Origin of the sequence: Nonomuraea harbinensis, assembly GCF_019396385.1 — a bacterium.
GTDB lineage: Bacteria > Actinomycetota > Actinomycetes > Streptosporangiales > Streptosporangiaceae > Nonomuraea > Nonomuraea ferruginea.
In genome coordinates, this window is sequence record NZ_JAHKRN010000042.1 from 12,776 (window position 1) to 35,130 (window position 22,355).

Below are 22,355 nucleotides of genomic sequence, written 5' to 3' on the forward strand. Positions count from 1 at the left end.
CGACGCTTGGGAAGTACTCCCCTCGTTGCCCTCCACGGTAAAGCATCCGTGGAGGGTGATCCACCCGGGGATGCTCACGTACGGGCCGGGGGCTGCGGGCGGCGTGCCCACCACTATATTGAGGCGGTGCATCACGCTTCTGAGATCCGTACGGTGACGACCGAGGCCGAGCTCCGGGAGATCGTGCCGGAGCCGTCGCAGGGCATCTGGGACAAGGACATCGGCCGGATCGACGAGCACGCCCGCGCCATCATCGCCCACTCGCCGCTCGTGCTGCTGGCGACCTCGAACCCCGACGGGACGTGCGACGTCTCGCCGCGCGGCGACCCGGCCGGGTCGGTGCTGGTCCTCGACGACCACCGCCTGGCGCTCGCCGACCGGCCCGGCAACCACCGCGTCGACAGCTTCCGCAACGTGCTCCACAACCCCCACGTCGGGCTGCTGTTCATCGTGCCGGGGATGAACGAGACCCTGCGGGTCAACGGCCGCGCCACCCTCGTGTCGGACGCGCCGTTCTTCGACGACCTGGTGGCCCGGGGCAGGCGGCCCCGGCTGGCGGTGCTCGTGGACGTCGAGGAGCTCTACATGCACTGCGCGAAGGCGTTCCTGCGGTCGTCGCTGTGGAAGCCCGAGACCTGGCCGGCCCGCGACAGCCTGCCCACACTCGGGCAGATCGCCAAGGACCACCTGGGACTCAGGGACGTTCCGGCGGCGGCGATCGACGAAGGGCTCGCCCTGGACGCCCGCACCAACCTGTAGTCAGGGCAGGAGGAGTGCCTTGATCGCGCGGCGCTCGTCCATCGCCCGGTAGCCCTCCGCGGCCTGGTCCAGTGGCAGGGTCAGGTCGAAGACCTGGCCGGGATCGATCTTCCTGTCGCAGATCAGCCCGATCAGCTCGGGAAGATACTGCCGCACCGGCGCCGGCCCGCCGTGCAGGTGCACGAGCGAGAAGAACAGCTCGTCGCCCTGCAGCGCGACGTCGTGGGAGACGCCGACGAAGCCGACGTGGCCGCCGGGGCGGGTGGAGCGGATGGCCTGCGTCATCGACTCCTGGGTGCCGACCGCCTCGATGACGCTGTGCGCGCCGAGCCCGCCCGTCAGCTCCTTGATCCGGGCCACCCCTTCGTCGCCGCGTTCGGTGACGATGTCCGTGGCGCCGAACCGGCGGGCCAGCTCCTGCCGGGGCGCGTGCCGGCTCATCGCGATGACCCGCTCGGCCCCGAGCTGCCCGGCCGCGAGGATCCCGCACAGTCCGACGGCGCCGTCACCGACGACCACGACGGTCTTGCCCGGCCCGGCCGCGGCTGCGACGGCGCCGAACCAGCCGGTGCCCAGCACGTCGGAGGCGGCCAGCAGGCTCGGCACCAGATCGGCGTCCGGCATGCCGGGGGTCGCGACGAGCGTGCCGTCGGCGAGCGGTATCCGCGCCAGCTCGGACTGGGTGCCGATCGAGCCCATGAGCACCCGGTGGACGCAGCCGCTCTGGTAGCCCGCCCGGCAGATCTCGCAGGTGTTGTCGGAGGCCCAGAACGAGCCGACCACGAACTGACCCGGCCTGATGGTGGTGACCTGGCCGCCGACCTCCTCCACGACGCCGACGTACTCGTGCCCCATGGGAGCCGCCCCGTCGAGCTTCTCGACCCCCCGGTAGGGCCACAGATCGGATCCGCAGACGCAGGTCGCCGAGAGCCGGATGACCGCGTCGGTGGGCTCGACGATCACCGGGTCGGGACGGTCCTCGACGCGGACGTCGCCCGGAGCGTACAGAACTGCTCCACGCATGGTGAATCCCCTCTTCCACGTAGGTGTCAGGCTTCCCCCGCCCCGCTTCCGAAAACGGGAAGGCCGGTGCGGGGCGCCCGGGTTTACCCGGCCCAAGCCCTCGCCTCAGCTCCTCCGTACCTTCGCCGGGTAGGGAAGGACAGGCCAGCGGCCAGGGGAAGGGAAGACCATGTCCGATACCGTCGCCGCCCGCGCGTCATCCAGGGGCCGGAGAGCGTCCCGGTGTCGCTGAGGATCAACGGCAGGCCCCGGGTCCTCCAGGTCGAGCCGCGCGTGAGCCTGCTCGACGCGCTGCGCGAGCACCTCGGCCTGACCGGCACCAAGAAGGGCTGCGACCAGGGCACCTGCGGGGCCTGCACCGTGTGGTCCGACGGCCGGCGGGTGCTCGCCTGCCTGATGCTGGCCGTCACCGCCGCGGGGCGCGAGATCACCACGATCGAGGGGCTCGCCGGCGACGACGGGCCGCACCCGATGCAGCGGGCCTTCGTCGAGAAACGACGCCTTCCAGTGCGGCTACTGCACCCCTGGACAGATCATGTCCGCGGTCAAGCTCATCGAGGAGGGCAACGCCGCCACCGACGAGGACATCGCCGAGTTCATGAGCGGCAACCTCTGCCGCTGCGCGGCGTACCCGAACGTCCGCGCCGCCATCCGGCAGGTCCGCGACGGCGCGGGGGGCGCGTCGTGAGGCCGCTCACCTACAGCAGGGCCAGGGACGTCGGCGACGCGATCGCCCTGGCGGCGGCGAGTCCCGCGAGCGCCTTCCTGGCCGGCGGGACCAACGAGGTGGACCTGATCCGGGCGGGCGTCTCCCGCTCCGGCCACCTGGTGGACATCGACGACCTGCCGCTGACGGCCGTCGAGGACCGTCCCGGCGGCGGCCTGCGCATCGGCGCGCTCGCCCGCATGACCGACGTCGCGCGGGCGCCGATCGTCGTCCGCCGCTTCCCGGCGATCTCCCGGGCGCTGCTGCTGGGCGCCTCCGAGCAGTTGCGGAACATGGCGACGATGGGCGGCAACCTCTGCCAGCGCACCCGCTGCCCCTACCTGCGCGACGGCGTCTCGCCCTGCAACAAGCGCGAACCGGGGACGGGCTGCTCGGCGCTCGACGGGCTGAACCGGGGCCACGCGATCCTCGGCACCAGCGAGCGCTGCATCGCCACCCCACCCGTCCGGCTCGCTCTGGGCGGGGTCGGCACGAAGCCCTGGCGGGCGAGGCGGGCGGAGACGGCGCTCGTCGGCGGCCCGGCGGACGAGGCGGCCTTCCGGCGGGCCGCCGCGCTCGAACTCGACGCCGCCGTGCCTCGCCGGTACAACGCGTTCAAGGTCGAGCTCGCGCGCCGCGCGGTGGTGCGCGGCCTGACCCACAGCCTGAGGGGAGCCCGGCCATGACCACGGTCGGCACGCCGGTCACGCGGGTGGACGGCCCGGCGAAGGTGACCGGCGCCGCGCGGTATTCAGCGGAGATCTCGCCGCCGGGGGCGGCGCATCTCGCGATCGTCGGCGCGGCCGTCGCCGCCGGCCGGGTGTCCGCGATGGACACCGGCGCGGCGCACGCGGCGGAGGGCGTCCTCGCCGTCCTCACCCACGAGAACCTGCCGAGGATCGCCGCGCCGCCGCGCCTGCTGCCGTCGCTGGCGGGCCTGACCGCGCCCGGCGAGAGCTTCTTCCCGATGCAGGACACCGTCGTGCACTACGCGGGACAGCCGGTGGCCCTGGTCGTCGCCGAGACGTACGAGCAGGCCCGGTACGCGGCTTCGCTGGTGCGCGTCTCGTACGACGTCGTCCAGGCGACCGCCACGCCTGCTCGAACGCCACCACCTGTCCGACGCGGAGGCGACGGGCACGTGGCGGCCGCCGCCGCTGGACACGCCGCACGGCCTGCTCACCTTCGGCGCCCAGTTCGCCGAGGTCGCCGTGGACCCGGAGTTCGGCCTCGTCCGCGTCCGCCGGCTGAGCGGCGCGTTCGCGCCCGGACGGGTCCTCAACCCGCTCCTGGCCCGCAGCCAGCTGATGGGCGGCATGCTCTGGGGCCTGGGCCAGGCTCTCCTGGAAGGCGACCACGCGGACCCGCGCACGGGCCGCTGGGCCGCGGCGAACCTGGGCGAGTACCTCGTGCCGGTCAACGCCGACGCGCCCGAGGTCACGGTCGACCTCGTCGAGGTGCGCGACGAGGTCGTCGGCCCGCTCGGCGTCAAGGGGGTCGGGGAGATCGGTCAGGTCGGGGTGGCCGCCGCCATCGCCAACGCCGTCTTCCACGCGACCGGCCGCCGCGTCCGCGGCCTGCCCATCGCGCCCGAGACGGTGATGGACCCGGCCTGGTGACGGCCCGGGGGACCGCGAGCGACGGCTCGCGCCGCTCGCGGCGCATGGTCACCTGGACGCGAGCATGCCGTGCGGGTCGATCACGTACTTGCGCGCCGCGCCCTCGTCGAACTCGTGGTAGCCGCGCGGGGCGTCGTCCAGCGAGATCGGGGTGGCGTTGACCGCCTTGGCGATCTGCACGCGGTCATGCAGGATCGCCTGCATGAGCTGGCGGTTGTACCGCATGACCGGGCACTGGCCGGTGACGAAACTGAGCGACTTGGCCCAGCCGAGACCGATCTGGATCGACAGCGAGCCCTGCTTGGCCGCCTCGTCCGCCGCGCCGGGGTCACCGGTCACGTAGAGTCCCGGGATGCCGAGCGCGCCACCCGCCCGGGTGACGTCCATCACCGTGTTGAGCACGGTCGCGGGCTGCTCCTTCTCCGCCTCCTTGCCGTGGCCGCGGGCCTCGAAGCCGACGGCGTCCACGGCGCAGTCCACCTCGGGCTCGCCGAGGATCTGCTCGATCTGGTCCTTCGGCTCGCCCTCGGCCACGTTGACGGTCTCGCAGCCGAAGCTCCTGGCCTGCTCCAGACGGTCCTTGTTCAGGTCGCCGACGATGACGACGGCGGCGCCGAGCAGGAACGCCGAACTCGCCGCGGCGAGCCCGACCGGTCCGGCCCCGGCGATGTAGACGGTCGAGCCCGGCCCCACCCCGGCGCTCACACAGCCGTGGAACCCGGTCGGGAAGATGTCCGAGAGCATGGCCAGGTCGAGCATCTTCTCCATCGCCTGGTCCTTGTCCGGGAACTTCAGCAGGTTCCAGTCGGCGTACGGCACCAGGACGTACTCCGCCTGGCCGCCCACCCAGCCGCCCATGTCGACGTAGCCGTAGGCGGAGCCGGGCCGGTCCGGGTTGACGTTCTCGCAGATGCCGGTCTTGCGTTCCTTACAGTTGCGGCAGCGGCCGCAGGAGATGTTGAACGGCACGGACACGAGGTCGCCGTTCTTGACGTACTCGACGTCGGGGCCGGTGTCGACCACCTCGCCGGTGATCTCGTGACCGAGGATGAGGCCCGTCGGGGCCGTGGTACGGCCTCGGACCATGTGCTGGTCGCTTCCGCAGATGTTGGTCGCGACCGACTTGAGTATCGCCGCGTGGGGCAGTTTGCGGCCCACGTTGGCCGGGTTGACGCCCGGACCGTCCTTGAGTTCGTAGTCGGGATAGTCGGTCACGCGTACCTCGACCTTGCCGGGGCCCTCGTAGGAGACTCCTCTGTTACCTGACATGACGTGCCCTCTCCCTTGTACGGGGTGCGAATGGCGGGTGGTCACGTGGTCATCGATCACCCCCGGGGCCGGGGCGGCGGCGTGGGCCGTGCGCCGGGCGGTCGCGTACCGGGTCGTCGCGAGAGCTCCGGGCCACCGGGACGTCCCGCGCGAGGTCCTCCTCGTCACCCGGCCGCCGGGTGCCGGTGATCTCCCCGGCGGTGCCCTGCTCGGCCGCCTCGGGCAGCTCGCGCGCCGGGCGCGCCACCTGGTCGTACACGAGCACGGCGAGTACGGCTCCGACGACCGGGCCGATGATGTAGACGCCGAACTCCGACCATGGCGTGTCACCGCCGAACACGCTCGTCGTCAGGTACGGGCCGAAGGTGCGGGCGGGGTTGACGGAGCCGCCCGTCATGGGGCCGATCACGAAGATCTCGCAGGCGACGGCCATGCCGATGATCCACCCCGCCCAGCCGCTCGGCGCCCGGCGGTCCACGGCCATCGCCATGATGGTGAGCATCAGCAGGAACGTGCCCATCACCTCCAGCAGGATGCCCTGCCCATAGCTCACGCCCTCGCCGAGAGCGGTGAGCCCGGTGCCCAGGTCGGCGGCCCGGCGGCCGAAGCCGCCCACGATGAGCAGACCGCCGGCGAACGCCCCGATGAGCTGCGCCACGATGTACGGTGGCACCTCCGCCCACGGGAACCTGCGGCCCGCCGCCAGCGCGAGGGTGACGGCCGGGTTGATGTGCGCGCCCGACGTGGTGCCGAAGGCGTAGATGACGAGCGCGACGACCACGGCGAACGACAACGAGATGAAGCCGAGCGCGGCGTAGGAAAGCTCACCGTTGCCCATGAGCAACGCGGCCACCACGGATCCCGGACCGAAGATCACCAGCAGCATTGTCCCGATGGCTTCCGCGACGAGCCGCCGTGGAAGGTCTCCGACCATCGCAACCCCCAGATGACGATGGTTCACAATCCCCCTGATTTCCCAATATATATACCCAGGTCCAGGCCCCTAAGCGGAGTCATCCGCAGCGGCGGCGCACCTCGTCCAGCCGCTCGGTGAGACCGGCCCTGTCGAGGTGTTCGAGCAGCGGCACGGCGACCCGGCGGGTGGTGCCGAGCGCGCGTCTGGCCTGGCTGACCGTGAACGGCTGCGGCAGCCGGCTGAGCACCTCGGCCGCCCGCCCGTCGGCTCCCGGCAGCAGCACGATCCCCTCGCCCACCCGCAGCAGGCTCCCCGCCCGCACGGCCGCCGCCAGCTCCTTCGGGCCCAGCCCCAGCTCGGCCAGCCGCCCCGCCTCCGGCGCCTGGAACGGCCGCGCCGCCAGCTCCCGCTGCACCCGCTCCACCGCCAGCGCCACGGGCCCCGGCAGCCCTGCCTGCCTCGCCACGATCCGCCCGCCGGCGAGCGTGAGCGGCGGCCCCACCAGCGCCGCGACCAGCCGCCGGTCCGGCAGCCCCAGCTCGCGCCGGGCCGCCTCGACCGGCATGGCCGGCTCCAGGGGATTGCGCTCCGCGTACCGCCGCGCCGCCTCGCCCAGCCGCCTCCGCGACTCCTCCCAGTACAGAGGATCGGCGTGCCACTCCCCCGCCACCCCGGGAACCTCGGGCGCCGCCCCCATGGCCCGCAGGTCGGCGGCCCGCAGCAGCCGATGCACCCGCAACGCGAACGCCGCGTCGAGCCCGGCGGGCTTGTCGGGAGCCTCGGGGGCGGGCTTCGGAAGGGCCGTTTCCAGCTGGGCGGCTCGCTCTCTGCCGGCGCCCCGGCCGCGCAGGGCCCGGGGGCGCACGTCGAGGACGGCCGCCCCGGCGAGCACCCGCACCTCGGACCGGGCGCGCCCGGGGTCGCGCAGCAGCAGCACGTCGCCGAGATGCAGCGGCACCGGCCGGTCCAGGCGCAGCCGTACGAAGCGGCCGCCGAGGTGCCGCGCCTCGGCCGTCACGGCCGCCGACCCCACGTGGACGGTCAGCCGCCGAGGCAGGCCGGGATCCTCCTGCGGCTGTTTCCCGACGGGCGCGACGCGTACGTCCACCGACTCCGTGTACGTCCACCCGCCCGGTGTGACGAGCGCCTGCCCGCGCTCGGGGAGGTCGTGCCCGCGCAGGTTGACCGCCACCCGGGCGACCCCGGACACCGTGTCCCGCGCCCGCTTCAACGACTCCAGGCCCCTGACCCGCACCGGCTCGCCGTCGAGCAGCAGCTCGTCGCCCACCGACACCGTCCCGGCGGGCAGCGTCCCGGTCACCACCGTCCCGCTGCCGGTCACGCTGAACGTCCGGTCGATCCACAACCGGACCGCCGCCCCCGGATCCGGCCGGGGCAGCCCCGCCACCACCCGGTCCAGCGCCCGCCGCAGTTCGTCCAGCCCCTGACCGGTGCGCCCGCTCACGGCGACCGCCGCCACCCCACCGCCCGGCTTCCCGAGAGCCTCGTCCAGGCGGGCGCGGGACCGCTCGATCGCCGGGGCCGGGTCGGCGAGATCCGAGCGGGTCACCACCAGCAGGCAGTGCCGCACCCCGAGGGCCTCCAGGGCCACCAGGTGCTCCTCCGACTGCGGCATCCACCCCTCGTCGGCCGCCACCACGAACACCACGGCCGGTACGGGCCCGACCCCCGCGAGCATCGTGCCGAGGAACCGCTCATGACCTGGCACGTCCACGAAAGCGAGCGGCTCCCCGGATGGGAGGTTCGTCCACGCGTACCCGAGCTCGATGGTGAGGCCGCGCCGGCGTTCCTCGTCCAGCCGGTCGGGCTCCATGCCGGTGAGTGCCCGTACCAAGGTGGACTTGCCGTGGTCGACGTGACCCGCGGTGGCCACGACGTGCATCAGCCCACCACCTCCGCGACCGCCAGCACCGCGCGCGCCACGTCGTCGTCGCGTTCGGGCGGGACGGCACGCAGGTCCAGCAGCAGCTGGGCGCCCTCGATCCGGCCGACGACCGGCGGATCGCCCGTCCGCAGCGGGACGGCGAACCGTTCGGGCAGGCTCACGGCCGCGCTCGGCAGCAGCACCCCGGGGGCGCCGCCGCCGCCGACGGCGGCCTCGCTCGGCACCCCCAGGGCGTCGATCCCGGCCCTGGCCAGGCGACCGGCCAGGGCGGTGGCGCGCCTCTCCAGCACGGCCGGATCGGCGTGCAGCGCCCGCCGGACCGGCGGGACGGGACCGCGCAGCGTCGCCTCCAGCGCGGCGAGCGTGAGCTTGTCGACCCGCAGCGCGCGGGCGAGCGGGTGCCGGCGGCAGCGTTCGACCAGGTCGCACCGGCCCAGGAGGAGGCCCGCCTGCGGCCCGCCGAGCAGCTTGTCGCCGCTGGCCGTCACCAGGTCCGCGCCCGCCTCGATCATGGTGGTGGCGTCGGGTTCTGCGGGCAGCAGCGGCTCACGGGCCAGCAGGCCGGAGCCGATGTCCACCACGACGGGCACGCCGAGCCCGGTCAGCTCCGGCACCTCGGCCGAGCCGGTGAAGCCCTCGATCCGGAAGTTCGACGGGTGGACCTTGAGCACGAACCCCGTCGCCGGTCCCACCGCGTCGGCGTAGTCGCGGACGGAGGTGCGGTTGGTGGTGCCCACCTCGCGCAACCGCGCCCCGGTGGAGGCGAGCAGGTCGGGGATGCGGAACCCGTCGCCGATCTCGACCAGCTCGCCCCGGCTGATCACGATCTCCCGCCCGGCGGCGAGCGCGGTGGCGACCAGGACGAGGGCGGCGGCGTTGTTGTTCACGACGTGCACGTCCTGCGCCATCGGCACCGCGCTGGCGAGCGCTGCCAGCGTGCCCCGGCCCCGCCGCGACCGGGCGCCCGTCGCCAGGTCGAACTCCACGTCGGCGGACCCGGCGGCGGCGGTCATCGCCTCGACGGCCGCCGCCGACAGCGGGGCCCGGCCGAGGTTGGTGTGGATCAGCACGCCGGTGGCGTTGACGACCGGACGCAGGCTCGCCGCGCGGGCCGGGAGCGCCTTCACCGCCGCGTCGGCCACCTCCTCGGGGGCGATCTCGCCCTGCCGGGCCCGCTCCTGCGCCGCCGCCACCGCGGCCTTGACCACCGACCGGCCCAGCCGCCCGCCCGCCTCCACCAGGCGCGAGTCGGCGAGCACGGCGTCGGTGCGTGGCACCCGCCTGCGTCGATCCATATTCCCGAACATAAGCGGAGGCGGGCGGGAATCGAACCCGCCGGGCCGAGGACCTCGGCCTCCTGAAAATCGGTGAGGGCCGTCCGGTGACCCGGCGCAGCCGGGCGGGATCCGGCTTCAGGAGGCTTCGTCGAGGCGCCGGCGCTGGGGGACGACGGTGTACTTGGGGTCGGCGGCGGAGGCGCGGCCCGCCGCGAGGATGCCGAAGCGGGTGCACAGCGAGCCCGCCGTGAGGGCGAGGCCGGACACGGCGTTGAGTGCGCGGCTGCGTCCGGCGACCACGGCGAGCAGCCCGCCGCCGGCCGTCAGGACGCGCGCGGCGCGCATGAGCCGGCCCGCCCGTCCCACCTGGTACGGCTCCCCCAGGAACCCGAGCCGGCGCTCCATCAGGTGCCCCGCGACCGTCTCCACGCCCGCCCCGAGCGCGGCCACGGCGCGGGCGGGACCGGCGTGGGCCGGCGGCGTGCCCAGCATCCCGGCCGCCCCGGCAGCGGCCATCGCGCTGCCCGCGAACAGGAACGGCAGCTCCCGGTACGCCTCGTGCCAGGCGGGCACGGCGGTGTCGGCGACCAGGACGGCGGTGTAGGTGGCGGTCAGCGGCCCTGTCACCGCGGTGGCCAGCAGCGCCGCGTCACCGGCGGCCGGCAGGATGCCGGTCAGGTCACCGGCCAGGGCGGCGGCCGACAGCCCGCCGTGCGCGGCGAGGATCCACGAGCCGACGCTCATCGGCGAGGTGAGCTTGAAGACGCGGAACATGTTGAGGAACCGTTCGGGCCTGCCCAGCTCGGCGGAGAGCAGCCCGGCGCCCAGGGCCGCCCCGGCCGCCGCCGCGACGCGGGCGGTGCGGTCGAGGCGGGTCCGGCCGGTCAGCCGGGCCATCACGGCCATCGAGGACGAGACTCCCGACACACCCCCCAAATAGAGATATGTCGGCATGTGGGGTTCGTGCCAGATGGGCGGCTTGATCACCGGGCGGCCGTAGTAGGACCGGAACTCCGCCTCCGGCACCACCTCCTGCGCCACGGCCCTTTCCCGCTTCACCGCCGCTCCCCCGTACGCAGGAACGCCAGAGCCACGGCGCCGGCCGCCGACAGCGCGGCCGCGCCCGCCCAGCCCCACATGGCGGGCAGGTCGCGGGTGGTCACCACCGGATCCGGCGGCAGGCCGTACACCTCGGGCTCGTCCAGCAGCAGGAAGAACGCCCCCGTCCCGCCCACCCCGTCATCGGGGCTCTCCCCGTACAGGCGGGCCCGCTCGTTCCCGTCGGCGCGCAGCCGGGCCACCCGCTGCTCGGCGCGCTCCCGCAGCTCGTCGAGCGGGCCGAACTGGATCGAGTCGGTGGGGCACGCCTTGGAACAGGCCGGTTCGAGGCCGCCGCGCTGGCGGTCGTAGCACATCGTGCACTTCCAGGCCCGCCCGTCGCCCTCCCGCCGGTCGATCACGCCGTACGGGCAGGCGGGCACGCAGTAGCCGCACCCGTTGCAGATGTCGGCCTGCACCACCACCGTGTCGAACTCGGTCCGGAACAGCGCCCCGGTCGGGCACACGTCCAGGCAGGCGGCGCGCGTGCAGTGCTTGCACACGTCGGAGGACATCAGCCACCGGTCCACGCCCTCGTCACCGCCGACGGCCACCGGCCGTGACTGCTCGATGAACGCGACGTGCCGCCAGGTGCTCGCCCCCAGCATGCCGGTGTTGTCGTAGGAGGTGGCCTCGAAGACGAAGCCGTCGTCGGGGATCTGGTTCCACTCCTTGCAGGCCACCTCGCACGCCTTGCAGCCGATGCACACGCTCGTGTCGGTGAAGAAGCCCATCCGCTCAGCCACGGCGGTACCTCTCCAGCAGGTCGAGCGCCGCCGGGCCCCTCGGCCGGCGCCCCGGCCGCACGTCACAGGTCATCGCCTTGCCTTCCTGGATGTAGACGTTCGGATCGAGGACCAGCGGCGTCAGGTCGTTGGTGACGTCACCGGTGACCAGGCCGCCTCCGCCCCACCCCCAGTGGTACGGCAGGCCGACCTGGTGGACGATCACGCCCCCGAGGCGCAGCGGCCGCATCCGCCCGGTGACCAGCACCCTGGCCTCCACCACGGCGCGGCTGGTCACGATCGTGGCCCAGCCGCCGTTGGTCAGCCCCGCTTCGGCGGCGAGCCGCGGCGACACCTCGCAGAACAGCTCGGGCTGCAGCTCGGCGAGGTAGGCCAGCGGCCGGCTCATCGCGCCCGCCGTGTGGTGCTCGGTCAGCCTGTACGTCGTCAGCACGTAGGGGAAGCGTCCGTCCGGCGCGTTGTACGGGCTCTCCGGCCGGTTGTAGGTGTGGCGTGCCGGGTTGGCCTGCTGGGCGTACAGGGGGTTGGCGACCGGAGACTCGTGCGGCTCGTAGTGGGCGGGCAGCGGGCCGTCGACGAGCCCGAGCGGCACGTACAGCCAGCCCTTGCCGTCGGACTGCATGATGAACGGGTCGGTCCCGGCGAGCGCGTCCTGGGCGAAGGCGCCCTCGGGCGGCACGTAACCGGGCGGCTTGCCGATCTCGCAGTCGGGCACGTCGTGGCCGGTCCACTCGCCGCGCTCGGCGTCCCACCACACGTACGCCTTGCGCTCGCTCCACGGGCGGCCCTCCGGATCGGCGGAGGCCCGGTTGTACAGGATGCGCCGGTTGGCCGGCCACGCCCAGCCCCATTCGGGCGCCACCGCGCTCTGCTCCCGGCGGGGGCGGCGGCGGGCGGCCTGGTTGACCTCGTCGGCGTACACCCCGCAGTAGATCCAGCAGCCGCAGGTCGTGGAGCCGTCGGCGCGGAGCTGGCTGGTGGACGACAGCGCCCGCCCGTCGGGGCCGACCCCGTTGATCTCGCGGAGCACGGCCTCGGCCGAGGGCTCGCCGTGCACGCCGAGCTCCGGATAGTCCCAGGTCAGCTCGCGCACCGGCCGGTCGATCTCGTCGTCGGTAAGCCGCCGCCTGATGAGCTTGCCGAGGTGGTAGTAGAACCACAGCTCGCTGCGGCAGTCGCCGGACGGGTCGACCGCCTTCTCCCGCCACTGGAGGAGCCGCTGGGTGTTGGTGAACGTGCCCTCCTTCTCCACGTGGCTCGCGGCGGGCAGGAAGAACACCTCGGTGCCGATGTCCTCGGTGCGCAGTTCGCCCGTCTCCAGCTCCGGGCCGTCCAGCCAGAACGTGGCGGTCTCCACCAGGGCCAGGTCACGGACGACGAGCCAGTCGAGGTTCGCCAGGCCGAGGCGCTGCGCCCGGCCGCCGGAGGAGCCGACCACGGGGTTCTCCCCCACCACGAAGTAACCCTTCACGATGCCGTCGATCTGGTTCATCACGGTGGTGTAGTGGCCGTGGTCGCCGGTCATGCGCGGCAGGTGGCCGAAGCAGAAGTCGTTCTCCTCGGTGGCGGCCTCGCCCCACCACGCCTTCAGCAGGCTCACCAGGTAGGCGCGCCGGTTGCCCCAGAAGCCCGTGCTGCCGCCCTCCAGCTCCAGGTAGTGGTCCAGGCCTTCGTGCCGCCCGGCGTCCGGCATGTCCAGGTAGCCCGGAAGGATGTTGAACAGCGTCGGGATGTCGGTCGAGCCCTGGATGCTGGCGTGGCCGCGCAGCGCCAGGATGCCGCCGCCGGGCCGTCCCATGTTGCCCAGCAGGAGCTGCAGGATCGAGGCGGTGCGGATGTACTGCGCGCCGACGCTGTGCTGGGTCCACCCGACGGAGTAGACCCAGGCGGTGGTGCGCTCGCGGCCGGAGTTCGCGGTGATGGCCTCGGCCAGCTCGGCGAAGTCGTCACGCGGGATGCCGCAGAGCTGTTCGACCAGCTCCGGGGTGTAGCGGGCGAAGTGCCGTTTCACGATCTGGTAGACGCAGCGCGGGTGGGTCAGCGTCGGGTCCGTGGGCGGGCTGGGGTGCACGGCGGCCCCGCGCGCGCCGTAGGTGTCCGGCCCCGCCGTCTTGGCGTGCCGGGCTCCGCCCTCCGCCTGCTCGGAAGGGCGGCCCTCAGGCGTGGACTCGTACGCCCAGCTCCTCGGGTCGTACGTGGCCGTCTCCGGGTCCCAGCCGGAGAACAGGCCGTCGAGGTCCTCGGTGTCGCGGAAGTCCTCGGACACGAGGGAGGCGGCGTTGGTGTACGCCAGCACGTACTCCCTGAAGTCCAGCTCGTTCGCCAGCACGTGGTTGATCAGCGCGCCGAGCAGCACGATGTCGCTGCCCGCGCGGATCGGCAGGTGCCGGTCGGCCAGCGCGCTGGTGCGGGTGAACCGCGGGTCCACGTGGAAGACCTTCGCCCCGCGCGCCTTGGCCTCCATCACCCACTGGAACCCGACGGGGTGGCACTCGGCCATGTTGGAGCCCTGGATGACGATGCAGTCCGCCTCCGCCAGATCCTGCTGGAAGGTCGTCGCGCCGCCACGCCCGAAGCTGGTCCCCAGACCGGGGACGGTGGAGGAGTGTCAAATACGCGCCTGGTTCTCCACCTGGATGGCGCCGAGGGCGGTGTACAGCTTCTTCATCAGGTAGTTCTCTTCGTTGTCGAGCGTCGCCCCGCCCAGACTGGCGATGCCCATCGTGCGGCGCACGACCTTGCCCTCGTGGGTGTCCTCCCAGGTCTCCCGCCGGGTGCGCACCACCCGGTCGGCGATCATCTCCATCGCGGTGTCCAGGTCGAGCCGCTCCCAGCCGGTACCGTACGGCCTGCGGTAGAGCACCTGGGTCTGGCGTCCCGGATGGGTGACGAGCTGCTTGCTGGCCGCCCCCTTGGGGCAGAGCCGTCCCCGGGAGATCGGGGAGTCGGGGTCGCCCTCGATCTGGGTGATCTTGCCGCCCTCGACGTAGACGAGCTGGCCGCAGCCGACCGCGCAGTAGGGGCAGATGGACCGGGCCACCGTGGCGGCGTCCTCGGTGCGCGGGCGCAGGGCGTCGGTGCGGCGCGACCGTGCCGCCTCACCCCTGCCGTCCTGGCCTCTGAGCTGCCGGATCACCGGCCAGCGGGCCGGCCATCCCCTTCCTGCCATGGTGCGATCCATGCCCCGTTTCGGGGGGCGTATTCCGGCGACTCTCGGACGGACCGGTCACGTCCGTGGACGTGACGTTTCAGGCGGCCGCTTCGGCGATCAGCCTCGCCGCCTGCCGCACCTCCCGCTCGGTGCTCCACCGGCCCAGGGACAGCCGCACCGCCTCGGACGCCCGCCCGGCCGGCAGCCCCATGGCGAGCAGTACGGGCGAGGGCACGTCGACGCCTTCGTGGCAGGCCGATCCGGTGGCGGCGGCGATGCCGGGGACCGCGGCCAGCAGGGCCCGGCCTCCGACGCCGTCGATGCTCACGTTCAGCGTCCCCGGCAGCCGTTCGGCCGGGTGACCGTTGAGATGGACCCGGCCGGGCAACCGGGCCTCCAGTTCGGCGTGCAACAGGTCGCGCAGGGCGGCCAGCCGTACGGCGCTGCCGGGCAGTTCGAGCCGGGCCAGCTCGGCGGCCCTGCCGAGGGCGGACACGTCGAGGGCGGACACGTCGAGGGGCACCTTCCCGGCGGCCTGCGCGGCGTCCGTGTGGAACAGGGCCCCCGACTCGTGCGCGACGGCGGCCAGCTCGGCGATCGGCTGCAGGGTGCCGGTCTCGCTGTTGCCGTAGGCGATCGAGACCAGGGCGGTCTCCCGCTCCTGGACGGCGGCGCGGAGCACGTCCGGGTCGACGCGGCCGTGCGGGTCCACCGGCACCCGCGTCACGGTGAACCCGTCCGCGCGCAGACTCTCGCAGGAGCGCAGCACCGCCGGATGCTCGGTGGCCAGGGTGACGACCTGCCGCCCCGGGGAGCCGAGGGCGGCGCGGCCCGCAGCGCCTCGGGGTCGACCGGGGTGGTGGCGTTGTAGTCCAGGTACAGCGCGCCACCGGCCAGCGCGGGATGCGCCTGGGCCCCGTCGTTCTCGCTCACGTACCGATCTTGCTCTTACCGGGCGCGACTCCGCAACGTACTCCCGTCGATCAGCCATGAACATACGGGATGTACGTGGCATGGGTTTTGCCTAGGTATTCGGCGGCCTGCCTTACTCCGCGAGCAAGCTTGGCAGAAGTGCGATCGATCGCAGGTCATTCACGCGTTAAGTTGCGTATATCCGTTTCTGAGGTTGTTTCCCCAGGTCACGTCGATAAGACGTCGCGGCCTGGGGCTTTTGTTCGAAAACGCGGGGGGCACCTTCCATGGCGACATACGGCTATCGCTGTCCGCATTGTCGCGACATCGAGGTCGCCTTTCCGATCGGCACCGCACCCGCCGCGGTGCGGTGCCCGGACTGCGGCGCGACCTCGACGCGGAGGTTCTCGGCGCCGATGCTGGCGCGCACTCCGGCCGCCCTGGCGGCCCGGTTGCGGCGGGCGGAGCGCAGCGCCTCCGAACCCGAGGTCGTCACATCCCTGCCGCCGCGCCGCGCCCCGGCCGCGGTGCCCATTCATCCCGCCACCGGTCGCCTGCCGCGCCCGTGACCGTCCCTGTGCCGAAAGGATCCAGCCGTGCCAGAGCTGATCTTCCCGCTCGACTCGACCAAGAAGTTCACCGACCAGGCCAAGATCGGTCACAACCGCTGGCATCCCGAGATCCCGCCGGTGGCGCGGGTCAAACCGGGCGACAGCTTCCGGGTCCACTGCCGGGAGTGGTTCGACGGCGCGATCCACAACGACGACTCCGCCGAGGACATCCGTGACGCCCCGCTGACGAAGGTGCACGCGCTCAGCGGCCCGTTCGCGGTGGAGGGGGCAGAGCCGGGCGACCTGCTGATCGTGGACATCCTCGACGTGGGACCCATCCCCCAGGAGGACAGCGGCCCCCTGGCCGGCCAGGGCTGGGGTTACACCGGCATCTTCGCCAAGAAGAACGGCGGCTCGTTCCTCACCGACCAGTTCCCCGACGCCTACAAGGCGATCTGGGACTTCCGCGGCCAGGAAGCCACCTCGCGCCACATCCCGGCGGTGTCGTTCACCGGCATCACCCACATCGGGCTCATGGGCACCGCGCCGTCGGCGGAGCTGCTGGCGAAGTGGAACCAGCGGGAGGGCGCGCTGATCGCCACCGACCCGGCGAGAGTGCCGCCGCTGGCCCTGCCCCCGGAGCCGCAGGACGCCATCCTCGGATCGGTGTCCTCGTCCGCGTTCGACAGGATCGCCGGCGAGGCCGCCCGCACCGCGCCGCCCCGGGAGAACGGCGGCAACCAGGACATCAAGAACCTCACCCAGGGCTCCCGCGTCTTCTATCCGGTGTTCGTGCCCGGGGCGAACCTGTCGCTCGGCGACCTGCACTTCTCCCAGGGCGACGGCGAGATCACCTTCTGCGGCGCCATCGAGATGGGCGGCTTCGTCGACCTGCACGTCGACCTCATCAAGGACGGCATGCGGACGTACCGCGTCGGCGAGAACACCATCTTCATGCCGGGCCGCACCGCCCCCCAGTACAGCGAGTGGCTGGCGTTCTCCGGGATCTCCGTCACGCTGGACGGCGAGCAGCGCTACCTCGACTCGCAACTGGCCTACCAGCGGGCCTGCCTGCACGCGATCGACTACCTGACGACGTTCGGCTACAGCCCCGAGCAGGCATACCTGCTGCTCGGCGCCGCCCCGATCGAGGGCCGGCTGTCGGGGGTGGTGGACATCCCCAACTCCTGCGCCACCGTCTACCTGCCGACCGCGATCTTCGACGTCGACGTCCGGCCCAGCGCGTCCGGGCCGGTCCGCGTGCCGGAGGGCACCAGCGCACCGCACGCCGCCTTCGGCTGAACCGCCGGGCACGTGCCTGGTCAGGGGCCATGCGCGCCGGATAGCGTTCTACGCTGATGCTCGCGGACGCCTGGTCGGTTCGCCGACGGGCGCTGAGAGTTCCGCGGGGCAGGGGATGCGAACAGTGAAGGCAGACGGGGGCGGCGCGCCGGGCGCGGGCCGGGTGCGGGCGTGGGTGTCCGTCGTGCTGGCCGTGCTGTCGGTGTCGCTGACCGTGGCCGGCACCGCGATCCAGTTATCGCTGCCCGAGGAGTGGTCGCCGTGGCCGCCTCTGGCGCCCGACCACGGCGCGGGCCTGACGTTCCCGCTGATCGGCGCGTTCCTGATCGCGCACCGTCCCCGTCTGAAGCTGGCCTGGCTGATGTGTGCCGGCGGCCTGGGCTGCGCGGTCAACGTGATGGTGACCGGGCTGCAGTTCGCGCAGGCGTCGGCCGGCGACCTGGAGAGCGCCGGATGGCTGCGCATCCTGGCCGTCGTGGGCTGGATCGTCGGGGCCTGCGCGCTGGGGATCCTGACGCCGCTGCTCTCACCGGACGATCGCCTGCCCTCCCGCCGCTGGCTGCCGGTGGCGATCACCGGTGTGGCCGCGACCGTCGTCGAGGGCGTGCGCACCATCGCGCGGCCGACGCCGCCCGCGAGCACCTACCGCTGGCCGGAGGTCATCCCGAATCCGCTGGCGATCGAGGCCCTGGCTCCCTACCAGGGGGTGCTGACGCGCTCGCTGACTCTGCTGATCAACGCGTGTGTGGTGCTCGCCCTGATCTCCCTGCTGGTGCGGCTGCGGCACGCGTCCCCGGCGGCGCGCAGGCAGATCGCCTGGCCGCTGAGCGCGTTCGTCGTCTACACGGTGTTCGTGCTGCTCGGTGAGGCCTACTGGCTCCCGGCGACGATCTGGACCGGGCTGCTTCCGGTGACGATCGCGTTCGCGGTGCTGCAGTACCGCCTGTACGGCATCGACACCGTCATCAGCCGGACCGTCATCGCGACCGGCCTGATCGCCGCGGTCGGCGGGGCCTACTTCGGCACCGGCGCCCTGGCCGCGCTGCTGGTGTCGGGCTACGACCAGGTGGCGGGGCTGGCCGCCGCGCTGGTGACGGGCGTGTTCTTCCAGCCGCTGCGCACCCGTCTGCGCCGCCTCACCGACGTGATGCTGTACGGCAGGCACGGCCAGCCGGAGGAACTGGCCAGGAGACTGGCGCGCGAGGTCGGCGAGACCGAGCCGGTGAACGCGCTGGCCGCCGTCACGGCCGTGGTGCACGACGGCCTCGGCGTGACCGGGGTCGTCGTCGAGGTCGGCACAGAGGTCGGCACAGAGGCCGGCACCGAGGTCGGCACCGAGGTCGGCACAGAGGCCGGCGCCGCGGGCATGCGGGTGGAGCTGGGGACGACCGGTCCGGACCCGCGGGCCGTGCCGCTGGTGTGGCACGGCGAGCCGGTCGGCCGGATGCTGATCGGGCCGCCAGGGCCGCGCCGTTTCTCCGCCGCCTACACCGAACGGCTGATCAGCACGGCGACCGTCCACGTCGCCGACGTCGCGCACGCCGTACTGATGACGGCCGATCTGCAACGCTCCAGGGAGCACATCCTGAACGCCCGTGAGGAGGAGCGGCGCAGGCTCCGCCGCGACCTGCACGACGGCCTCGGCCAGGCGCTCACCAACATGTCGATGTCCCTGACCATGGCCCAGCTGCGCCTGCGCGAGGTGCCGTCCACCGCCGACCGGATGCTGCGGGACCTGCGCGGCAGCATGGACTCGGTCAGCCAGGAGGTCCGCGAGCTGGTCTACGGCCTGCGCCCGCCCAGCCTGGACGACCTCGGACTGCTCGGGGCGGTGCGCGCGCTCGCCGCGGAGCCGGGCCCGCCCGTCCAGGTCGAGGTGGAGGGCGAGACCCGCGACCTGCCGGCGGCCGTGGAGGTGGCCGCGTATCGGATCGCGCAGGAGGCGCTGACCAACGTGCGCAAGCACGCCGACGCCACCCGGATCGTCGTCACGCTGGCCTGCTCGGAACACGCGCTGGTCGTACGGGTGCGCGACGACGGCAAAGGGCTGACCGGCCACCAGCGCTCCGGCGTCGGCTTCGCCTCGATGCGCGAGCGCGCCGCGGAGCTGGGCGGCACCTGCCGGATCACCCAGGCGCCCCTGACCGGGCCGGGGACGCAGGTGGAGGCCACGTTCCCGCTTCCCAAGCCCTCTGACGTCGGTGAGGCGGGCGTGAAACCTCGATGGTGAGCGCGACCACCTCAAGGGTTGATCAGCGCGCGCTCACCGGGGTGCCGAAGACCTTCGCGGCGTCGAGGTTGCTCAGCAGCGCCGCGCTCTGCTCGTCCAGCTTCCTGGGCAGCATGTCCCAGGCGAAGGCGTAGTAGGCACCCGCGCCCCGTGAGCGCAGGAAGCCGTCCAGCATCAGCCAGTCGAGCGAGAAGTTCAGCAGGGCGCCACGGCGGCTCCAGAGATGCTCGTAGCAGGCGATGGAGGCCGCGTCCCGGCCTCGACGCGCCACCTGCTCAGCCGGTGCCAGTTCAGCTCTTCCGGCAGGTCGGGCCGGTGCCCGTGTCCTCTGTCACGGGCCCGCGCCTCCGCCGTGCCGCCCAGGATGAGGATCCGCCTCACGTCCTGGCCCGCTTCGCGCTGTAGAGGTGGCTGTCGGGGAACTCCGACGCCGACAGCACCCGCCCGACGACGATCACCGCCGTGCGGCGGATCCCGGCCTCGTGCACCTGCCCGGCGATGTCCGCCAGCGTCCCGCGCAGGATCACCTCGTCCGCCCTGCTCGCCCGCGCCACCACCGCCACCGGGCAGTCCGGCCCGTACGAGGGCAGCAGCTCCGCCACCACGGCGTCGATCCGCTGCACGGCCAGATGGAGCACCATCGTCGCCCCGCTCGCCCCGAGCGTGGACAGGTCCTCGCCGTCGGGCATCGGCGTCGCCCTGGCCGACGTGCGGGTCAGGATGATCGTCTGGCCGACGCCGGGGACGGTGAGCTCCCTGCCCAGCGCGGCGGCCGCCGCGGCGAAGGCCGGCACCCCCGGCACCACGTCGTACGGCACCTCCAGCGCGTCCAGGCGGCGCATCTGCTCGGCCACGGCGCTGAACACCGACGGATCGCCGGAGTGCAGCCGCGCCACGTCGAGTCCGGCCCGGTGCGCGGCGACCAGCTCCGCGACGATCTCGTCGAGCGTCAGGTCCGCCGTGTTCACCAGCCGTGCGCCGACCGGGCACGAGTCGAGCAGCTCGCGCGGCACCAGCGAGCCCGCGTACAGGCACACCGGCGACGTCTGGAGCCGCCGCAGGCCGCGCAGCGTGATCAGGTCGGCGGCCCCCGGGCCTGCCCCGATGAAGTAGACGGTCACGGCTCATCCTTCCTGATGACCGACCACACGGTCACCGGCATCGCGGCCCGCCATCCGGTGAACCCGCCGACGGGTGAGGCCCGTTGCACCGACAGCCTGACCAGGTCGCCGCCGAGCCGGCCGCTCGGCCCCCGGCAGCGCGGGGAGCAGCGGCGACGGCCAGGCCACCCGCTCAGCCGCGGAGGCGGGGACGAGATCGAGCTGCCTGGGGGCGCCCATGAGCACCTCCGCCGCCTCCACCGTGCGCCGCGAGTCGGCGGGCAGTCCGTCCCGGCCGTCCGCGCCGACGCCGACGCCGACGACGGTGATCACACGTTGCCCAGGACGCGGGTGACCTCGATCTCCAGGACGACCCTGGACAGGTTCGGGCGAGGCGGCTTGTAGCGGGCGGCGTAGCGGCGTTCGGCGTCGGCCACCCGCTCCGGCTCGGCCCGCACCACGGCCCGGCCCTCCAGCGTGGACCAGCGGCGGCCGTCCACCTGGCACAGCGCCACCAGCGCGCCGGCCTCGCCGATGAGCCGGGCCTTGTACGAGGACCCCGAGGTGATCACCCGGGCGGTGGCGGTCTCCAGATCCAGGGTCGCGCCCACCGGCACCACGTGCGGGGGCCCGCCGGGACGCGCGGTGGCGAGCGTGCACAGATGCCGCTCCTGCCAGAACGCGGCGAAGCCGTCCCCCTGCTCGACCAGATTCACGACCCTCCTCAGGCGATGGCGACCAACATCGTATATCGACGCTTCTGGCATGGTCCGGTCGCGTTCATCCGCTCACCAGTGCCTACACTCCTACGGGCGAAGCGGCTACGCCGCCTGGCCGCGGAAGGCCCCACCGCCAACGACACGGTCGTCATGCTGGACGCCCACTGCTCCTTCACCGGCCTCGACGACTTCACCGTCTATTGGGGCGCCTACCTGGGCACGCCCGACGAGATCCTCGTGTCCGGGCCGGTGACCGAAGTGGGCGACCGCATCCGCGAGCTCCGCGCGGAGGCCCGGGCCCGCAAGGGCTGGATCATGGACACGTACCTCCTGCGCCGCACTCCGCCCCAAGACTGAGGACGCGCGTCTCGGCACGGAGTCCTTGCGCCGCGGGTGAAAGGTTCACGGCAGGCGATCCCGCGGCCTGCGGCATTCTCACCGAGCACCACGCCGGGCGGGTTCCGGGGTGTCAGCGGTGTGCCCCCAGGGAACGATGTGCGGGTGCCTGTCGGCCGGCCCTTCCTGCGTGCGTCGCGTGCCACGGTGTTCGCCGTGGTCTGCGTGCTGGTGTCGGCCGTCGTGCACGTGCTGGCCGGAGGCGCGGCCGTACGGCCCGGGTTCCTGGCCGCGGCGGTGGCGCTGACCTGGGGCGGAGCCTACGCCATCGGTGCCCGCCAGCACGGCCGGGGCGTGCTGCTCGCCGCGTGCTTCGCCGCCCAGTACGGCATGCACCACCTGTTCAGCGCCGGCGCCGAGGCGTCCGCCGTCCCCCTCGCCCACGCCCACGGCGGCACCGGGGTGGGCATGCTCCTGGTCCATGTGGCGGTGGCTCTGCTGTCGTCGTGGTGGCTGGAACGCGGCGAGACCGCCCTGGCCATGATCGCGCACCTGGCCGTCACGTCGCTGAGCGTGCTCTGGGCCGGCCTGCTGCTCGCCGTCTCGCCGGTCACCGCACGCCTGCCGCGCCGCCCTCTGGCGCATCACGAGCATGCCCGGCTGCGGCTCCTGCTGGCCTCCAGCCTGCGCCGCCGCGGGCCTCCCCTGCCGGTCGCCGCTCTCTGATCGGGCCGT

The 22,355-nt window shown here is 73.2% G+C and carries 22 protein-coding genes and 2 pseudogenes; 10 read left to right on the top strand and 14 right to left on the bottom strand.

The window, feature by feature from the left end:
* Positions 1 to 126: 126 nt before the first annotated feature.
* Entirely contained in the window at positions 127 to 759 is a 633-nt protein-coding gene (locus tag KME79_RS32760; RefSeq protein WP_219548683.1) for a pyridoxamine 5'-phosphate oxidase family protein, read from the top strand.
* On the opposite strand, the gene KME79_RS32765 is transcribed toward KME79_RS32760, so the two are convergent.
* On the bottom strand, positions 760 to 1,782 hold the full coding sequence (locus KME79_RS32765; RefSeq protein ID WP_219548685.1) for a zinc-dependent alcohol dehydrogenase family protein: 1,023 nt from the start codon (positions 1,780 to 1,782) through the stop codon (positions 760 to 762).
* 198 nt (positions 1,783 to 1,980) lie between these two features.
* Here KME79_RS32765 and KME79_RS32770 point away from each other — a divergent pair.
* The 4 genes and pseudogenes from KME79_RS32770 to KME79_RS32785 all read left to right on the top strand — a co-directional run bounded on the left by KME79_RS32770 (position 1,981) and on the right by KME79_RS32785 (position 4,107).
* Positions 1,981 to 2,470, top strand: a pseudogene (locus KME79_RS32770) ((2Fe-2S)-binding protein).
* Positions 2,467 to 3,174, top strand: coding sequence for an FAD binding domain-containing protein (locus KME79_RS32775; RefSeq protein WP_219548687.1), 708 nt, complete (start codon positions 2,467 to 2,469; stop codon positions 3,172 to 3,174). Before KME79_RS32770 ends, KME79_RS32775 begins: the two are co-directional and overlap by 4 nt.
* Positions 3,171 to 3,506 (top strand): annotated as a pseudogene (locus tag KME79_RS47545) (xanthine dehydrogenase family protein molybdopterin-binding subunit); the annotation flags it as partial. The gene KME79_RS32775 and the pseudogene KME79_RS47545, both read left to right, overlap by 4 nt.
* A gap of 157 nt (positions 3,507 to 3,663) precedes the next feature.
* On the top strand, positions 3,664 to 4,107 hold the full coding sequence (locus tag KME79_RS32785; RefSeq protein ID WP_246640818.1) for a molybdopterin cofactor-binding domain-containing protein: 444 nt from the start codon (positions 3,664 to 3,666) through the stop codon (positions 4,105 to 4,107).
* Between the two features lie 48 nt (positions 4,108 to 4,155).
* Here KME79_RS32785 and fdhA read toward each other — a convergent pair whose 3' ends face one another.
* The 9 genes from fdhA to KME79_RS45585 all read right to left on the bottom strand — a co-directional run bounded on the left by fdhA (position 4,156) and on the right by KME79_RS45585 (position 15,403).
* Entirely contained in the window at positions 4,156 to 5,376 is a 1,221-nt protein-coding gene (fdhA, locus tag KME79_RS32790) for a formaldehyde dehydrogenase, glutathione-independent (RefSeq protein ID WP_219548689.1), read from the bottom strand.
* A 49-nt stretch (positions 5,377 to 5,425) separates the two neighbouring features.
* On the bottom strand, positions 5,426 to 6,310 hold the full coding sequence (locus KME79_RS32795) for an MIP/aquaporin family protein (protein ID WP_281429563.1): 885 nt from the start codon (positions 6,308 to 6,310) through the stop codon (positions 5,426 to 5,428).
* A gap of 79 nt (positions 6,311 to 6,389) precedes the next feature.
* Positions 6,390 to 8,195, bottom strand: coding sequence for a selenocysteine-specific translation elongation factor (locus KME79_RS46600; protein ID WP_219548693.1), 1,806 nt, complete (start codon positions 8,193 to 8,195; stop codon positions 6,390 to 6,392).
* Positions 8,195 to 9,493, bottom strand: coding sequence for an L-seryl-tRNA(Sec) selenium transferase (gene selA, locus KME79_RS32805; RefSeq protein WP_219548695.1), 1,299 nt, complete (start codon positions 9,491 to 9,493; stop codon positions 8,195 to 8,197). The genes KME79_RS46600 and selA overlap by 1 nt, the downstream gene beginning before the upstream one ends.
* Before the next feature lie 117 nt (positions 9,494 to 9,610).
* Positions 9,611 to 10,534, bottom strand: coding sequence for an NrfD/PsrC family molybdoenzyme membrane anchor subunit (gene nrfD / locus KME79_RS32810; protein ID WP_308249134.1), 924 nt, complete (start codon positions 10,532 to 10,534; stop codon positions 9,611 to 9,613).
* Positions 10,531 to 11,307 (bottom strand): 4Fe-4S dicluster domain-containing protein, encoded by a 777-nt coding sequence (locus KME79_RS32815; RefSeq protein WP_219548851.1) that lies wholly within the window; start codon positions 11,305 to 11,307, stop codon positions 10,531 to 10,533. Before KME79_RS32815 ends, nrfD begins: the two co-directional genes overlap by 4 nt.
* A 4-nt stretch (positions 11,308 to 11,311) precedes the next feature.
* A complete protein-coding gene (fdh, locus tag KME79_RS32820) occupies positions 11,312 to 14,488 on the bottom strand; it encodes a formate dehydrogenase (protein WP_219548697.1) in 3,177 nt (1,058 codons plus the stop codon).
* Between the two features lie 79 nt (positions 14,489 to 14,567).
* Positions 14,568 to 15,239 (bottom strand): cysteine desulfurase family protein, encoded by a 672-nt coding sequence (locus KME79_RS32825; protein WP_308249135.1) that lies wholly within the window; start codon positions 15,237 to 15,239, stop codon positions 14,568 to 14,570.
* Positions 15,194 to 15,403: a hypothetical protein gene (locus tag KME79_RS45585; protein ID WP_246640810.1), complete on the bottom strand. Its 210-nt coding sequence runs from the start codon at positions 15,401 to 15,403 to the stop codon at positions 15,194 to 15,196. The genes KME79_RS32825 and KME79_RS45585 overlap by 46 nt, the downstream gene beginning before the upstream one ends.
* 266 nt (positions 15,404 to 15,669) lie before the next feature.
* Here KME79_RS45585 and KME79_RS47745 point away from each other — a divergent pair, with 266 nt between their 5' ends.
* From KME79_RS47745 to KME79_RS47185, 3 genes are all read left to right on the top strand, one after another.
* Entirely contained in the window at positions 15,670 to 15,951 is a 282-nt protein-coding gene (locus tag KME79_RS47745) for an FmdB family zinc ribbon protein (RefSeq protein WP_219548703.1), read from the top strand.
* A 27-nt stretch (positions 15,952 to 15,978) separates the two neighbouring features.
* The gene (gene fmdA, locus KME79_RS32835; protein WP_219548707.1) at positions 15,979 to 17,235 is read left to right on the top strand and encodes a formamidase; all 1,257 of its coding nucleotides are present in this window, start codon (positions 15,979 to 15,981) and stop codon (positions 17,233 to 17,235) included.
* A 115-nt stretch (positions 17,236 to 17,350) separates the two neighbouring features.
* Positions 17,351 to 19,465, top strand: coding sequence for a sensor histidine kinase (locus KME79_RS47185; RefSeq protein ID WP_219548712.1), 2,115 nt, complete (start codon positions 17,351 to 17,353; stop codon positions 19,463 to 19,465).
* Positions 19,466 to 19,487: 22 nt separating this feature from the next.
* Here the strand turns inward: KME79_RS47185 and KME79_RS32845 are convergent, their stop codons facing one another.
* The 4 genes from KME79_RS32845 to KME79_RS32860 form a co-directional block, all read right to left on the bottom strand.
* Positions 19,488 to 19,736: a DUF6071 family protein gene (locus KME79_RS32845; RefSeq protein ID WP_219548719.1), complete on the bottom strand. Its 249-nt coding sequence runs from the start codon at positions 19,734 to 19,736 to the stop codon at positions 19,488 to 19,490.
* 106 nt (positions 19,737 to 19,842) lie between these two features.
* Positions 19,843 to 20,586 carry a precorrin-4 C(11)-methyltransferase gene (gene cobM, locus KME79_RS32850; RefSeq protein ID WP_219548725.1) on the bottom strand — a complete coding sequence of 248 codons (744 nt, stop codon included), beginning with the start codon at positions 20,584 to 20,586 and terminating at the stop codon, positions 19,843 to 19,845.
* Positions 20,583 to 20,675 carry a hypothetical protein gene (locus KME79_RS47750; protein ID WP_504739485.1) on the bottom strand — a complete coding sequence of 31 codons (93 nt, stop codon included), beginning with the start codon at positions 20,673 to 20,675 and terminating at the stop codon, positions 20,583 to 20,585. Before KME79_RS47750 ends, cobM begins: the two co-directional genes overlap by 4 nt.
* A gap of 219 nt (positions 20,676 to 20,894) precedes the next feature.
* Entirely contained in the window at positions 20,895 to 21,281 is a 387-nt protein-coding gene (locus KME79_RS32860) for a pyridoxamine 5'-phosphate oxidase family protein (RefSeq protein WP_308249137.1), read from the bottom strand.
* Positions 21,282 to 21,359: 78 nt separating this feature from the next.
* On the opposite strand from KME79_RS32860, the gene KME79_RS32865 reads away from it, so the two are divergent.
* A complete protein-coding gene (locus KME79_RS32865; protein WP_246640811.1) occupies positions 21,360 to 21,641 on the top strand; it encodes an SAM-dependent methyltransferase in 282 nt (93 codons plus the stop codon).
* Positions 21,642 to 21,785: 144 nt separating this feature from the next.
* A complete protein-coding gene (locus KME79_RS32870; RefSeq protein ID WP_219548740.1) occupies positions 21,786 to 22,346 on the top strand; it encodes a hypothetical protein in 561 nt (186 codons plus the stop codon).
* Positions 22,347 to 22,355: the final 9 nt, after the last annotated feature.